This window comes from Verminephrobacter aporrectodeae subsp. tuberculatae (genome assembly GCF_026127385.1).
GTDB classification, from domain to species: domain Bacteria; phylum Pseudomonadota; class Gammaproteobacteria; order Burkholderiales; family Burkholderiaceae_C; genus Acidovorax; species Acidovorax aporrectodeae.
Genome location: NZ_QZCX01000003.1, coordinates 339044 through 352505 on the forward strand (window position 1 = coordinate 339044; position 13462 = coordinate 352505).

Here is a 13462-nt window from a genome sequence, read left to right on the forward strand (position 1 = left end):
TTTCTCCGGCTATGGCAGCTGCACCGGGCGCGGTGGTTTGGGGCGCGGGGGTTGGGTGGTGTGGATGAGCAGGCTGGCCTTGTCCATTTCGCCGGCGAGCAGCGCCGGGTACGCCCGGATCGAATGCGCGATTGCTTCCTCGATCAGCCTGCGCTGGTCCGCGGAAGGCTTTTTGAGCACCCAGTCGGTGACCTCGCTCCGGACTCCCGGATGGCCTATGCCCAGGCGCAGGCGCCAGTAGTCGGGCACGCCGAGTTGCGCGTGGATGTCGCGCAGGCCGTTGTGCCCTGCGTGGCCGCCGCCGCGCTTGAGCTTGACCTGGCCGGGGGCGATGTCGAGCTCGTCGTGCACCACGAGGATCTCTGCGGGCAGGATCTTGAAAAAGCGCGCCAGCGCAGCGACCGAGCGGCCCGAGAGGTTCATGAAGGTCTGCGGCTCGAGCAGCCAGACGTTCTGGCCGTGGACCGTGGTGCGGGCGAGCAGACCGTGGCAGCTGCGCTCGGGCAGCAGCGGGGTCCCGAGTTCATGCGCCAGCGCGTCGATCCACCAGAAGCCGGCGTTGTGCCGGCTGGCTGCATAGCCCGGCCCGGGGTTTCCAAGGCCCACGAACAGCTTGATCATGCGCGCGATTATTCCTGCGGCAGTGAAACCGGAGCCGGCCGCGCGCGGGGCCGGCTCGCGGATTACTTCTTGCTCTTGGCCTTGGCCTTGCCCTTGGCGTCGGCTGCTGCGGCGGGAGCCACCGCGTCGGCGGCAGGGACCTCGGCGACCACCAGCGGCGGGACCACGGAAACCAGAACCGGGTTGTTCTGGCCGCCCCGGATCACGGGCGCCACGCCCCGGGGCAGCTTGATGTCCTTCAGGTGCAGGGACGCGCCCTTTTCCAGCTTCGACAGGTCCACGGCGATGAACTCCGGCAGGTCCGAGGGCATGCAGGTCACGTCCAGTTCGTTCACGATCGGATTGACCATGCACTTGTCGACCTTCACGGCGCTGGACTCTTCCGCGCCGCTGTAGTGCAGCGGCACCTTCATGTGCAGCCGGGTCTTTTCGTCCACGCGCTGGAAGTCGATATGCAGCACGAGCTGCTTGTAGGGGTGGTATTGCACGTCACGCAGCAGAACCTTGCTGGTCGTGCCGGCCAGTTCCATGTCCAGCACGCTGGAGTGGAAGGCCTCTTTCTTGAGGGCGTGCCACAGCGCGTTGTGGTCGACCTCGATCCGTTGCGGTTCGACCGAACCGCCGTACACGATGCCGGGCGTTTTTCCCGAATTGCGCAGACGGCGGCTCGCACCCGTACCCTGCTTGGCGCGCTCAAAAGCGACGAAGTTCATAGTTGGCTCCCGAAAAGGGCCGGCCGCGACCAGCCGTGCCCCTGATTGAAAAAGGCCCGCCGCGCCATGGCTGCGGCAGACCCACGCGATGCTCCCGGATGCAGGTCCTTCAGAACAGACTGTCCTGGTCCGAGAACAAACTCATCACCGAATCCCCTTTGGCAATGCGCTGTATCGTTTCCGCGATCAGCGGGGCCACGGAGAGTTGGCGAATCTTGGTGCATCCCTTGGCGTTTTCGCTCAAGGGAATGGTATTGGTGACCACCACTTCGTCGAGGACCGCGCCCTGGGCGATGCGTTCGATGGCGGGGCCCGAGAAAATCGGGTGCGTGCAGTAGGCGTAGACCTTGCGGGCGCCGCGCTCCTTGAGCACTTCGGCGGCCTTCACGAGCGTTCCGGCGGTGTCGATCATGTCGTCCATGATCACGCAGTTGCGGCCCTCGATCTCGCCGATGACGTGCATGACTTCCGACACGTTGGCCCTGGGGCGGCGCTTGTCGATGATCGCCAGATCGCAGTTGAGCTGCTTGGCCAGGGCGCGTGCGCGCACCACGCCGCCCACGTCGGGCGAGACCACGATCAGGTCCTCGTAGTTCTTCTGGCGCAGATCGCCCAGCAGGACGGGGGACGCGTAGATGTTGTCCACCGGAATGTCGAAAAAGCCCTGGATCTGGTCGGCGTGCAGGTCCATGGTCAGCACGCGGGCAACGCCCACGGTCTGGAGCATGTTGGCCACCACCTTGGCGGTGATCGGCACACGCGTGGAGCGCGGCCGGCGGTCCTGGCGGGCGTAGCCGAAGTAGGGGATCACGGCGCTGATGCGCTCGGCCGACGCGCGCTTGAGCGCATCGACCATGATCAGCAACTCCATGAGGTTTTCGTTCGTCGGCGCGCAGGTGGACTGCACGACGAAGACGTCGCGCGCGCGCACGTTCTGCTTGATTTCGACGGTGACCTCACCGTCCGAGAAGCGCCCCACGGCGGCAGCGCCCAGGGTGGTTCCGAGGTATCTGGCAATTTCAGCCGCCATGCCAGGATTGGCATTGCCGGTGAAAACCATGAAGTCAGGGGGGGTGGCTTGCATGAGCGTCCCAGCAGTCTGAAAAAAGGCCCGTCCGCGAAAAGAAATCTGGCAGGGGAAGAAGGATTCGAACCTTCGCATGCCGGAATCAAAATCCGGTGCCTTAACCAGCTTGGCGATTCCCCTACACAGGCCGGCTACCGAAAGTGGCCCACCTCTCAACCCTCGTCCGATGCCCAACCTGCCAGAGGGTGATGCATCAGATTCCCGCATGCCCTGACCTGCCAGCCTGGTGGGGCCGTACCCAAGTCGAACGCATGCGGCATTTGTGCAAACACCGCGCTTCCCGAGCCCGTCATCCGGCCTTGCAATCCGTGGGTCCCGAGCCATTCGATGGCTGCGGAAACCTCGGGGCACAGTGCCTGGGCAACCGGCTGCAGGTCATTTCGGCAAGAACCAAAGTGCCGGCCAAAATCGAAGTGCTCTGCAGCAAAGCCGGCGATTGTAGCACTGCCGCAATCGGGACTCCAACCCAGCGACGAGAAAACGGCCCCTGTCTCCAGCCCCGCAGCGGGCTTGACGACGGCAAAGCACGCCGGCGGCAATTGCTGCGGCGTGAGCGTCTCCCCGACCCCCTCAACCCAGGCGTTGTGGCCACGCAGAAAAAACGGAACGTCCGCGCCCAGCGTCAGGCCGATCTCCTCCAATGCGGCGCGCGAAAGGCCCAGGCCCCAGAGCCGGTTGAGCGCCAGCAGGGCCGTTGCCGCGTCCGACGAGCCCCCGCCCAGGCCCGCTTGCACGGGGACGCTCTTGAGCACCCCGATGTGTGCACCCTGGCCACAACCGGTGGCTGCCTGCAGTGCCCGCGCAGCCCTGAGCGTCAGGTCCACGTCAGGCAGCGGGGCACTCAGGTCCTCGCGGGAGATGGCCCCGTCTGCCCGGCGTTCGAAGTGCAGGGTGTCGCACCAGTCGAGCAGCATGAAAACCGATTGCAGCAGATGGTGGCCATCGGCACGCCGTCCGGTGACGTGCAGGAAAAGATTCAGCTTTGCCGGGGCCGGCAGGTCGTACAGGGCTTGCATGGAGAAACGAAGCTCAGCGGGTCAGCACGATGCGCAAGCTGGCCTGCGCGGCGGGGTCATCGAGGCGCGCACTGAGCCGCCCCTCGGCAATTCCGGACAGGTCCGCCTGCCAGCCGGCCACCGTGGCCGGGTTGCCTTTGAGCCAGCTGAAAAGAGCGGCAACGGGAATGCGGGTCCCGGTCACGTCCTGCAAGAGTGCGTCCAGGGAGTCCGAACTGCGCGTTTCCCGGGCGCTGCGCAGCTGCGCATGACCGTCCCTCCAGTCCAGTTGCGCGAGCCGGTTGCCCAGAGGGCTGAGCAGGACCAGGCCGCCGCTGCGGGCGTTTCCGTGCAGTTCGAACAGGGCAGAGAACGATTGCGCGCTCGGTCCCTGGACCTGCAAGGCGATCCGTCCGCTCCACGCATCTTCTCGTGCCGCAGGCCCGGGCGTCAGCTGCGCGCAGCCTGCGAGCCACAGCAGGCACAGCGCGGGCCAGAATTTCCAACGCAAACGATGCGGCATGGCGCGCGCGCGCAGGGCGGACCAGGGCGCGGTGCCGGCCGCGCGCATCAGAGCCCTACCCCGAGGCGCTTCAATGTTTCCTGGAGGGTTTCGTTGTCCGGGCCTGTCCGCTGGCCCTCTTCCCAGACCTTGGACGCACCCTCCTTGTCGCCCAGGCTCCACAGCACCTCGCCCAGGTGGGCAGCAATCTCCACGTCGGGGCGGGCCTTGTACGCGGCTTCCAGATGCTGCTTCGCGTCTGCCCTGTTGCCCAGGCGAAACTCCACCCAGCCGAGGCTGTCCATGATGAAAGGATCGCCGGGCGCAAATTCCAGCGCCTTCATGATCAGCCGCTTGGCTTCGTTCAGCCGCAGGCCCCGATCCGCAAGCGAGTAGCCGAGCGCGTTGTAGGCATGGTGGTATTTCGGCTGGCGTGCAATCACCTGTCTGAGCAATTGCTCCATGGTGTCGATCTTGCCTGCCTTTTCGGCCAGCATGGCCTGGTCGTAGACCAGTTCCGCCTCACCCGGGGCCAAGGCCACCAGTTCGACCTGCACCTTGTAGGCGTCGTCGTAGAGCCGCTGCTCGCGCAGCAACTGCACCTCGGCAAGCAGTTTCATGCGCTTGTCGGTGTCCGACGTGCCGGGCAGGTTGCGCAGCAAGGCCCGGGCCTGCGCCAGCTTGCCCTGGCGCGCGAGCAGCGATGCGCGGCGGCTCTGCGCAGCGAAAACCTGGTCCGCGTTGTCGATGCGCCCGAGCCAGGCTTCTGCGGCAGCAAAGTCCTTTTTCTTTTCGGCGATCTGCGCGTGCAGCAGATACGCCTGGGTCAGACCATTGCGCCGCATTTGTGCGTCGGTGGATTCCGGGAGCAGCTCCATGAAGCGCTGTAGCGAAGCCTCGGCCAAGGGCAGACGCTGCTCCAGAAATTGCACCGTGGCGAGCATGAGCCAGGCTTCGACGAACTTCGGGTTCTCCCCTGTGATGGCTTGCAGTTGCAAGTCGGCGTCGGAATAGCGCTGCAGGCCCAGAAGAACGCGCGCATACGCCGCGCGCAACGCGGCAAGGGGCTGCCTGGCCAATCCCCGGGTCACGATGGGCTCGGCTTCGGGGGTGTTCTCCTCCATCAACTCCAGGGCCAGCCGCACCACGTCTGCGCTCTCGCCGTCGAGGTCCTGCGCTTTGCGCGCCGCGTCCAGCGCACCGTTCTTGTTGCCGCTGGCCAGGCGCAATCGCCCCAGCGCCACCCAGGCCGCAGGGGCTGTCGCGGGGTTTGCGAGCTCATCGACGAGCGCGCGCTGCACCACCCTGGCGGCCAATGCCTTGTCGCTGGCACGCCCGTAAATCTCGGGCAAAGCGGCCAGCAGGGACGCGCGCTCGGAGGACTGGGCAAGCTCCTGGCGCAGCAAATCAGCGGTCTCGCCGATCCGGTTCAGCGCGACCAGTATCTGCAGCATGTAGCGGTTGGCTTCGCGCGACTGCGGGATGGCCTCTTTCCAGGCCTTGGCCGCAGTCAACGCGTACTCGCCGGAGCGCGATTGCAGGGCAATGTCCACCGCCCGTTGGTAGAGCTGGTCGTCCGCGCTTCGGCGCGCGGCCGCCAGTATGTAGGCGTAGCCCGCACCCGGATCGCCGGTCCGGGAGCTTATCTCGCCCAGGAGGATTTCGTAGAACAGCACCGAGTCCAGCGCCGGGTTGGACACCGCCGCAGCGTCGTCGGCGCGGCCTTCGTCGCCGGGCTGCTCTGCCCATGGTGACTGAGCAGTCAGCGCGAGCACGGTGGCCAATAGGGCGGTTCGAAAGCAGTGGGATGGCAGCATCGGACCCATAATAATCCATGCCTGTCGCCCCGTTTCCTGCGTCTTTGTATGCCTGAGTTACCCGAAGTGGAGGTGACGCGCCGCAGCTTCGCCGAGGCGATTGCAGGGGCCCGGATCAGCACCGTCATCCTGGGCAAGCCCTTGCGCTGGCCCCTGGGCTGCGATCCGTCGGCCTTGGTCGGTCAGCGGGTGCTGGGATTGCGCCGGCGCGGCAAGTACCTTCTGGCTGACACCAGCGACGGCCTGTTGCTGCTGCACCTGGGCATGTCGGGAAGCCTGCGCTTCGGCCATGGACTGGCGCCCGCAGGTGCGCACGATCACTTCGATCTGGTGACCGACCAGGGAACCCTGCGCCTGCACGACCCGCGCCGCTTTGGCGCCGTCGTTTATGCGCACGGCGAGCAGGACCCGGTGGCAATCCGGCTGTTGGGCGCACTGGGAATGGAGCCCTTGTCGGACGCCTTTTCTCTCCCCGCTTTTGCGCTCGGGCTGAAACAGCGCCGCACGCCGATCAAGCAGTTGCTGCTCGCGGGGCGTCTGGTGGTGGGCGTGGGCAATATCTATGCGTGCGAAGTTCTTTTCCTCGCGGGAATCCGCCCCAGCGTGACGGCTTCGCGCATCGGGGCCGAACGGGTGCGCAAACTGCACGCCGCGATCCGCAGCGTGCTCGCGCGCGCGGTGGAACTGGGCGGCAGCACGCTGCGCAACTTTTCCAACGCCCAGGGAATGGCGGGGCATTTCCAGACGTCGGCGAACGTCTACGGCCGCGACGGGCAGCCCTGCCATGCCTGCGGCACGGCGATACGCGTTTTTCGCCAGGGGCAAAGAAGCAGCTATTTCTGTCCCCGATGCCAGCGGCCCTGAGCAGCCCGCCGCATGGCATGCGAGAGGCTGGCACGCAGGGCAGCGACCAATTTGCGCAGGCATGGCACAGCGGCTGCGACAATGCCCCATGAAAACCTTGCCGCCCCCGGGCGGACAAATACGCCATGCTGCTTGACGCCACTGCCTCCCAACTCGTCCTGGTCGACTACCAGGAGCGCCTGATGCCCGCGATCTTCGAAGGCCCTGCGGTGCTCGCGAATGCCCAGCGCCTGGCCAGGATCGCCCGCATGCTGGACCTGCCCGTATGGGGCACCGAGCAGAACCCTTCGCGCCTGGGCGCGAACGACGCCGCATTGCGCGCCCTGTGCCAGAAGACACTGGCGAAGATGCATTTCAGCGCCGCCCGGGAGGGACTGGGCGAGTGGCTGCGCCCGCCCGCCAAGCCCCAGGGCGGCAACGCGCGCAGCCTGCCCAAACATCTGCAGAAATCCACCGCCCCGCAGGGCGCCGAACGCAGCAGCATCGTGATCGCCGGCTGCGAGGCCCATGTGTGCCTGCTGCAGACGGCGCTCGATCTGATCGACGACGGGTTCGAGCCGTGGGTGGTGACCGACGCCTGCGGCTCGCGCACGGAACGCAACCGCGACGCCGCTTTTGACCGCTTGGCCGCTGCGGGTGCGGAACTGGTGACGACCGAGATGGTCGCGTTCGAATGGCTGGGCAGTTGTGAGCACCCGGCGTTCAAAGACCTGCTGGACCTGATCAAATAGTTCATTCAAGCCACGGGGCCTTGGCCGTTTCGCAGCCCTTGCCTGTGGCAAGATCGAATGCGCAGGCGTTCAGACCGGACGAGAAACGCCAAGGAGACAGCACCATGAGCCAATACGCCGACTTCTACCGCGAGTCCATTGAGCAGCGCGACGCATTCTGGAGCGAACAGGCCCGATTGATCGCATGGCACACCCCACCCCGGCAGGTATGCGACTACAGCCGCCCGCCCTTTGCCCGGTGGTTCGTGGGGGGAAGCACCAATCTATGCCACAACGCGCTCGACCGGCACTTGGCGCAACGCGCCCTGCAGCCGGCGCTGGTGGCGATCTCCACCGAGACCGGCGCCGAGCGCAGTTACAGCTTTGCCGAATTGCACGCCGAGGTGCAGCGCATGGCGGCCGTGCTGCGCGCACTCGGGGTGAACAAGGGCGATCGCGTGCTCATCTACATGCCCATGATTGCCGAGGCGGCTTTTGCAATGCTCGCCTGCGCGCGCATCGGCGCACTGCATTCGGTGGTGTTTGGCGGCTTTGCCGCGGGCTCGTTGGCCCTGCGCATCGAGGACGCAGAACCCGTTGCCGTGGTGAGCGCCGACGCGGGCTCGCGCGGCGGCAAGGTGCTGCCCTACAAGCCGCTGCTCGACGAGGCCATCGCGCGCTCGAAGCACAAGCCCGCCGCGGTGCTGCTGGTGGACCGGGGCCTTGCGCCCATGCCGCGGCAACCGGGGCGCGACCATGACTGGGCGCTGCTGCGCGCGCAGCAACTGGACACCGTGGTGCCCTGCGAATGGGTCGAATCCACGCACCCCAGCTACACGCTCTACACCAGCGGAACCACGGGCCGGCCCAAGGGGGTGCAGCGTGACACGGGCGGCTACGCGGTGGCGCTGGCCGCGAGCATGCAGCATATTTTTGGCGCGCAAGCGGGGCAGACCGCATTCACCACCAGCGACATCGGCTGGGTGGTGGGGCACAGCTACATCATCTACGGCCCGCTGATCGCGGGCCTGACGAGCATCCTGTACGAGGGCCTGCCCACGCGGCCGGACGCGGGCGTCTGGTGGAGCATCGTCGAGAAGTACCGGGTCACGCACATGTTCTCGGCCCCGACAGCGCTGCGCGTGCTCAGGAAGCAGGACCCGGACTGGTTCGGAAAATACGACCTCTCCAGCCTCAAGGCCCTGTGGCTCGCGGGCGAGCCGCTGGACGCGTCCACGGCGCAGTGGATCAGCGACGCACTGCGGGTGCCCGTGATCGACAACTACTGGCAGACGGAAACCGGCTGGCCCATCCTCGCGCTGGCGCACGCCGTGGAGCCGCAGAGCACCCGCTTTGGCAGCCCCGGAAAGGCCATGTATGGCTACCACGTCAAGCTCATCGACGAAGCCAGCGGCCAGGAACTGAACACCCCCGGCCAGAAAGGCGTGCTCGCCATCGAGGGCCCCCTGCCCCCGGGCTGCATGCAGACCGTGTGGCGCGACGATGCGCGCTTTGTGGACACCTACTGGAAGAGCCTGCCCGGCCGGCTGATCTACAACACCTTTGACTGGGGCGTGCGCGACGCCGACGGCTACCACTTCATCCTGGGCCGCACCGACGACGTGATCAACGTCGCCGGCCACCGCCTGGGAACCCGCGAGATCGAGGAAAGCCTCGCCACGCATCCAAACATCGCCGAAGTGGCGGTGGTAGGGGTCGCCGACCCGTTCAAGGGCCAGGCGGCCATGGCCTTCGCCGTGGCCCGCGACAGCACCGGGCTCGATTCGGCCGCCGCGCGCCTGAAGTTCGAAGGCGAACTCATGCAGCAGGTGGACCGCCAACTCGGCGCCGTGGCGCGGCCGTCGCGCGTGCACTTCGTGGGCGCGCTGCCCAAGACACGCAGCGGCAAGCTGCTGCGCCGCGCGCTCCAGGCCGTGGCAGAACACCGCGATCCGGGCGACCTGAGCACCCTGGAAGACCCGGTGGCGCTGCAGCAGGTGCGGGATCTGCTGGACGCACCCAAGAACACGGCGCCATAGAACGTCATGCCCCGTCCTTGCCGTGGCATGGGTCCGCGGCGCGCACCGGCGCATTCTCCAGTTCCAGCAGCGCTGTCTTGCGCTCCAGGCCGCCCGCGTAGCCCCTGAGGCTGCCGTCCGCGCCGAGCACGCGGTGGCAGGGCAGAACCACGCTCAGGGGGTTGCGCCCCACCGCGGCTCCCACGGCGCGCACCGCCCGGGGGACTCCGATCCGTCGGCTCAGCGCAGCGTAGCTGCTGGTCTGGCCACGCCCGATGCTCAGCAGTGCGCGCCACACGCTTTGCTGAAAGGGCGTTGCGCCCGACAGGTCGAGCGCCAAGTCAAAGCCGCTGCGCTCGCCGTGCAGGTACTGCCGCAACTGGCGCACGGCCTCCTGCAACAGTGGGTGCCCGGGCGCATCGGCCCAGGCGCCGGCGCCATGGAGCAATTGCCCGGGCTCGTGGCGCTGGCCTTCGAACCAGGCGCCGACCAGGCCCGCCGGGGACGCGGCGAGGCGCATGGGCCCGAGGGGTGTGCTGGTGTGCGTCTGCACGGTGAGGGGATGAAAGTGCATGGGGAAATCCGGGTGAATGCGGTGCTTGGGGAGTCAAGCGCTCGTCTCGTTCCTGTTGCAGACCCACAGCATAGCTGCGCCATGGAACCTGCGTCGCCCCATTGGCCCAGGGCGGCTCCGCCGCGCGGGCCTGTCCTGGCGTTGGCTTAGAATCCCTGCCCACCGCCCTCCGCCATAGACATGACCTCTTCTTGCGCCCCCCTTACCGGCAGCATCGTCGCCCTCGTCACCCCCATGCACGAAGACGGCAGCGTGGACTACCCGGCGCTGCGCAAATTGATCGACTGGCATGTCGCCGAAGGCAGCGACTGCATCGGCGTGGTGGGCACCACGGGCGAATCGCCCACGGTCAACGTCCAGGAGCATTGCGAAATCATTCGCGTCGCCGTGGAGCAGGCGGCCAAGCGCGTTCCCATCATGGCCGGCTGCGGCGCCAACTCCACTGCCGAGGCCACCGAACTGGCGCGATTCGCGAAGAAGGTCGGCGCCGACAGCCAGTTGCAGGTCGTTCCCTACTACAACAAGCCCACGCAAGAGGGCCTGTACCAGCATTTCAAGGCCATCGCGGAAGCCACCAGCGACCTGCCCATGGTGCTATACAACGTTCCTGGCCGCGCGGTCGCCGATCTGCAGCACGACACCGTGCTGCGTCTGGCGCAATTGCCCAGCGTGATCGGCATCAAGGATGCCACCGGCAACATCGAGCGCGGGCAGTGGCTCATCCGCGATCTGCCCAAGGATTTTGCCGTGTATTCGGGCGACGACCCGACGGCCGTCGCGCTCATGCTGTGCGGCGGCCACGGCTGCATCAGCGTGAGCGCGAACGTGGCGCCGCGCCTGATGCACGCGCTGTGCGCGGCAGCGCTTGCCGGCGACGTCCGGCGCGCGATGCAGATTCAGTTTCAACTGCTGCCGCTGCACCGGAACCTGCTGATCGAAGCCAACCCCATCCCGGTCAAGTGGGCCATGGCCCGCATGGGCCTGTGCGGCGGCACCCTGCGCCTGCCCATGACGCCGCTGTCGAGCGGCAACGAGGCGCCCGTCGAAGCCGCGCTCGCTGCCGGCGGCCTGATCTGAGCCGGGAAAAGCCCGCAGCACCCAGAGACATTTCAAGGATTTCCGCGTGAAATTTGCCACCGCCCGACTGGGCCTGCTGCTCTTGGCCATGGCCCTGTCCGCCTGCGCCGCCCTTGAGGGGGACAAGATCGACTACAAAAGCGCCGCCAAAGGCCCGACCCTGGAGGTCCCCCCGGACCTGACCCAGTTGGCGCGTGATTCGCGGTACGCCATGGCGGGTGAATCCGTATCCGCCACGGCGCTGCAGGCCGGACAGGCGGCCCAGCCTGCGAACCTGGGCAAGGTCGCAGCGCTGGCGCAGGGCGACGTGCGCATCGAACGCGCCGGCAGCCAACGCTGGCTGGTGATCGACCGCCCCGCCGACAAGCTCTGGGAGCCGGTACGCGATTTCTGGCAAGACAGCGGCTTTACGCTCGCACGCACCGAACCCGATCTCGGAATCATGGAAACCGATTGGGCGGAAAACCGTGCCAAGCTGCCGCAGGACTTCATCCGCTCGGCGCTGGGCTCGCTGCTGGACTCGCTGTACTCGACCGGCGAGCGCGACAAATTCCGCACCCGCCTGGAGCGCAAGGCCGACGGTGGCACGGAGATCTACGTCACGCACCGCGGAATGGTCGAGGTCTACAGCAATTCCACGAAGGACAGCACGATGTGGCAGCCCCGGCCGTCCGACCCCGAACTCGAAACCGAATTTCTGCGCCGCCTCATGGTCCGGCTCGGCGCGAGCGAGGAGCAATCCAAGACCGCCGCAGCATCCGCCCCCGCAGCCGCCGCGCGCACGCAGGCCGCGCGCATGACCAACGCCAACGGCCAGCCGGTGCTTCAACTCGACGAAGGCTTTGAACGCGCATGGCGCCTCGTGGGCCTGGCACTGGACCGCACGGGCTTTACCGTGGAAGACCGCAACCGCGACGAAGGCGCCTACTTCGTGCGCTACGTGGCGCCCGGCACCGAGAAGAAAGAGCCCGGTTTCTTCGGCAAGCTGTTCGGCGATTCCGCTGCGACACCGCCGCTGAAATACCGCATCGTGCTGCGCAGCCAGGGCACGTCAACCACAATCTCGGTACTCGACGAGGCCGGAGCAGCCGCAGCGCCCGCGAACGCCGAGCGCATCGTGCGCGTTCTGGCAGATGAGTTGAAGTAAGCGGTAACTAATTCATTCAGGCCGCTCTCGACAGCACCATGGAACGCTGCCCGCAACGCTTGGAGCATGCCGACCCCATGCTTGCGAGCAGTGTCCAGACAGGAGCGCCCAGCCCTCATGCGCGCGACCGCGTGTCAGAGCGCCTATGCCGAGTCGCTGTTTCACACAGCCAAGTTTCCCGGAAATAATTATCATTCACTCCATGCGCAGTCGATGAATCAGAAATTTGAAGCGATGCCCTCCATCAAATAGTTCTGTTGTAATTTCATACTTCCCGGGATTTATTTTGACGCGCATTTCATCCTCTGACTCATGAAGTACGGCAGCCGAATCGAAAATTATTGATTCATCTTCATAAATATGCATCGATACGGATTTTTCTATTTCAGGCAATCCGATCGGAATATCGTTTAATGCAATCTCGGAAACCATCAGTGATTCGCACGATATCCATCGGGCAATTGTGAAGTCATGCCCGGTATGAAAAATTGTCGATGCCAATGGTTCATCGCCCAAAATCAGAATTTTTGACATATTGCTGTCAATTACGTTCAGATAAGAAAACGAATCGCAAGCACGTTCATAATCCGTCTTTACGGATTTCACAGAACTTCCAGTGATTCCCATCCATCCAGATGCGGCCTGCATGCTGCAAAATATTAATGGTCCGCCATGAGAATTTATCCATCGGTGGTTCACGTATGTGCTCCTGTCATCAATTTTTCGACACTGTCCACCTTGAAATCGATTGCATCCAAAGCAGTGGATAACAACATTGTGGGTAATCCAAAGGCCAACTGCGTCCGGCCGTTGGTCAGAAGCTGGATAAGTATGATCCGATATTCACTCTTCTGAGCTATAGTAATTAGCTATGCGCAAAGGAATTTCGTAGTTGCTTATTTCGACCAACAACTTTGCAGACAAGGTTGGTCCGCCATCAAAGCTGGATTGGAAGTGGCCGCACCACCAATGTCCATTAAACTGATGACCAATGGCGATGATTTTTTCTCTTCTGGAATCCATTACTTCAAGAAGAAAAATCAAACCATCTTCCAGCGACTCCCAGCGAGACTGATATCCCGTCTCCCTTTCTCCATTGTATCCCCAGTATGGGGGATGCTGCCTGCTCGGTGGCGGTCGGTTTTGCGATTGGCTAAATGCATTATTTGGCTGTAAATTCAATCGATCTGATATTTCAGACGGCTCGCCCATGAATACCAGTTCTACTGTGTAAACATGATTCGGAGTTTTACTCTTCTGAAACATGATAGTCGTCGATACAAAGAGGCATCTCGTAGCTTCCGACTTCAGCCAACAGCTGTGGCGATAGCGTGGGG

At 64.8% G+C, this 13462-nt stretch carries 14 protein-coding genes and 1 tRNA gene; 5 read left to right on the forward strand and 10 right to left on the reverse strand.

Annotation, left to right across the window (positions count from 1 at the left end):
- Positions 1-9 precede the first annotated feature (9 nt).
- The 7 genes from pth to D5041_RS16600 form a co-directional block, all read right to left on the reverse strand.
- A complete protein-coding gene (pth, locus tag D5041_RS16570) occupies positions 10-621 on the reverse strand; it encodes an aminoacyl-tRNA hydrolase (protein WP_265256808.1) in 612 nt (203 codons plus the stop codon).
- A gap of 62 nt (positions 622-683) precedes the next feature.
- The gene (locus tag D5041_RS16575) at positions 684-1334 is read right to left on the reverse strand and encodes a 50S ribosomal protein L25/general stress protein Ctc (RefSeq protein WP_010105393.1); all 651 of its coding nucleotides are present in this window, start codon (positions 1332-1334) and stop codon (positions 684-686) included.
- A gap of 109 nt (positions 1335-1443) precedes the next feature.
- A complete protein-coding gene (locus tag D5041_RS16580) occupies positions 1444-2418 on the reverse strand; it encodes a ribose-phosphate pyrophosphokinase (RefSeq protein ID WP_010105392.1) in 975 nt (324 codons plus the stop codon).
- A 46-nt stretch (positions 2419-2464) separates the two neighbouring features.
- A tRNA-Gln gene (locus D5041_RS16585) sits at positions 2465-2541 on the reverse strand.
- 32 nt (positions 2542-2573) lie between these two features.
- A complete protein-coding gene (gene ispE, locus D5041_RS16590; RefSeq protein WP_010105391.1) occupies positions 2574-3437 on the reverse strand; it encodes a 4-(cytidine 5'-diphospho)-2-C-methyl-D-erythritol kinase in 864 nt (287 codons plus the stop codon).
- Positions 3438-3450: 13 nt separating this feature from the next.
- A complete protein-coding gene (locus D5041_RS16595; RefSeq protein WP_265285244.1) occupies positions 3451-3987 on the reverse strand; it encodes a lipoprotein insertase outer membrane protein LolB in 537 nt (178 codons plus the stop codon).
- Positions 3987-5735 (reverse strand): tetratricopeptide repeat protein, encoded by a 1749-nt coding sequence (locus tag D5041_RS16600; RefSeq protein ID WP_029554421.1) that lies wholly within the window; start codon positions 5733-5735, stop codon positions 3987-3989. Before D5041_RS16600 ends, D5041_RS16595 begins: the two co-directional genes overlap by 1 nt.
- Positions 5736-5783: 48 nt before the next feature.
- On the opposite strand from D5041_RS16600, the gene mutM reads away from it, so the two are divergent.
- The 3 genes from mutM (at position 5784) to D5041_RS16615 (ending at position 9348) form a co-directional block, all read left to right on the forward strand.
- On the forward strand, positions 5784-6599 hold the full coding sequence (gene mutM / locus D5041_RS16605) for a bifunctional DNA-formamidopyrimidine glycosylase/DNA-(apurinic or apyrimidinic site) lyase (protein ID WP_265285245.1): 816 nt from the start codon (positions 5784-5786) through the stop codon (positions 6597-6599).
- A 125-nt stretch (positions 6600-6724) separates the two neighbouring features.
- A complete protein-coding gene (locus D5041_RS16610) occupies positions 6725-7330 on the forward strand; it encodes an isochorismatase family protein (protein ID WP_265285246.1) in 606 nt (201 codons plus the stop codon).
- A 44-nt stretch (positions 7331-7374) separates the two neighbouring features.
- A complete protein-coding gene (locus D5041_RS16615) occupies positions 7375-9348 on the forward strand; it encodes a propionate--CoA ligase (protein ID WP_265285247.1) in 1974 nt (657 codons plus the stop codon).
- Between the two features lie 4 nt (positions 9349-9352).
- Here the strand turns inward: D5041_RS16615 and D5041_RS16620 are convergent, their stop codons facing one another.
- A complete protein-coding gene (locus D5041_RS16620) occupies positions 9353-9901 on the reverse strand; it encodes a methylated-DNA--[protein]-cysteine S-methyltransferase (RefSeq protein WP_265285248.1) in 549 nt (182 codons plus the stop codon).
- Between the two features lie 180 nt (positions 9902-10081).
- Here D5041_RS16620 and dapA point away from each other — a divergent pair, with 180 nt between their 5' ends.
- Complete coding sequence (dapA, locus tag D5041_RS16625) at positions 10082-10978, forward strand: 4-hydroxy-tetrahydrodipicolinate synthase (protein WP_010105380.1); 897 nt, start codon at positions 10082-10084, stop codon at positions 10976-10978.
- A gap of 46 nt (positions 10979-11024) precedes the next feature.
- On the forward strand, positions 11025-12125 hold the full coding sequence (locus tag D5041_RS16630; protein WP_265280792.1) for an outer membrane protein assembly factor BamC: 1101 nt from the start codon (positions 11025-11027) through the stop codon (positions 12123-12125).
- Between the two features lie 195 nt (positions 12126-12320).
- On the opposite strand, the gene D5041_RS16635 is transcribed toward D5041_RS16630, so the two are convergent.
- Both D5041_RS16635 and D5041_RS16640 read right to left on the reverse strand, forming a co-directional pair.
- Entirely contained in the window at positions 12321-12824 is a 504-nt protein-coding gene (locus tag D5041_RS16635; RefSeq protein WP_138927903.1) for an Imm21 family immunity protein, read from the reverse strand.
- A gap of 144 nt (positions 12825-12968) precedes the next feature.
- Positions 12969-13391, reverse strand: coding sequence for a DUF4279 domain-containing protein (locus D5041_RS16640; RefSeq protein ID WP_265256813.1), 423 nt, complete (start codon positions 13389-13391; stop codon positions 12969-12971).
- Between the last annotated feature and the right edge of the window lie 71 nt (positions 13392-13462).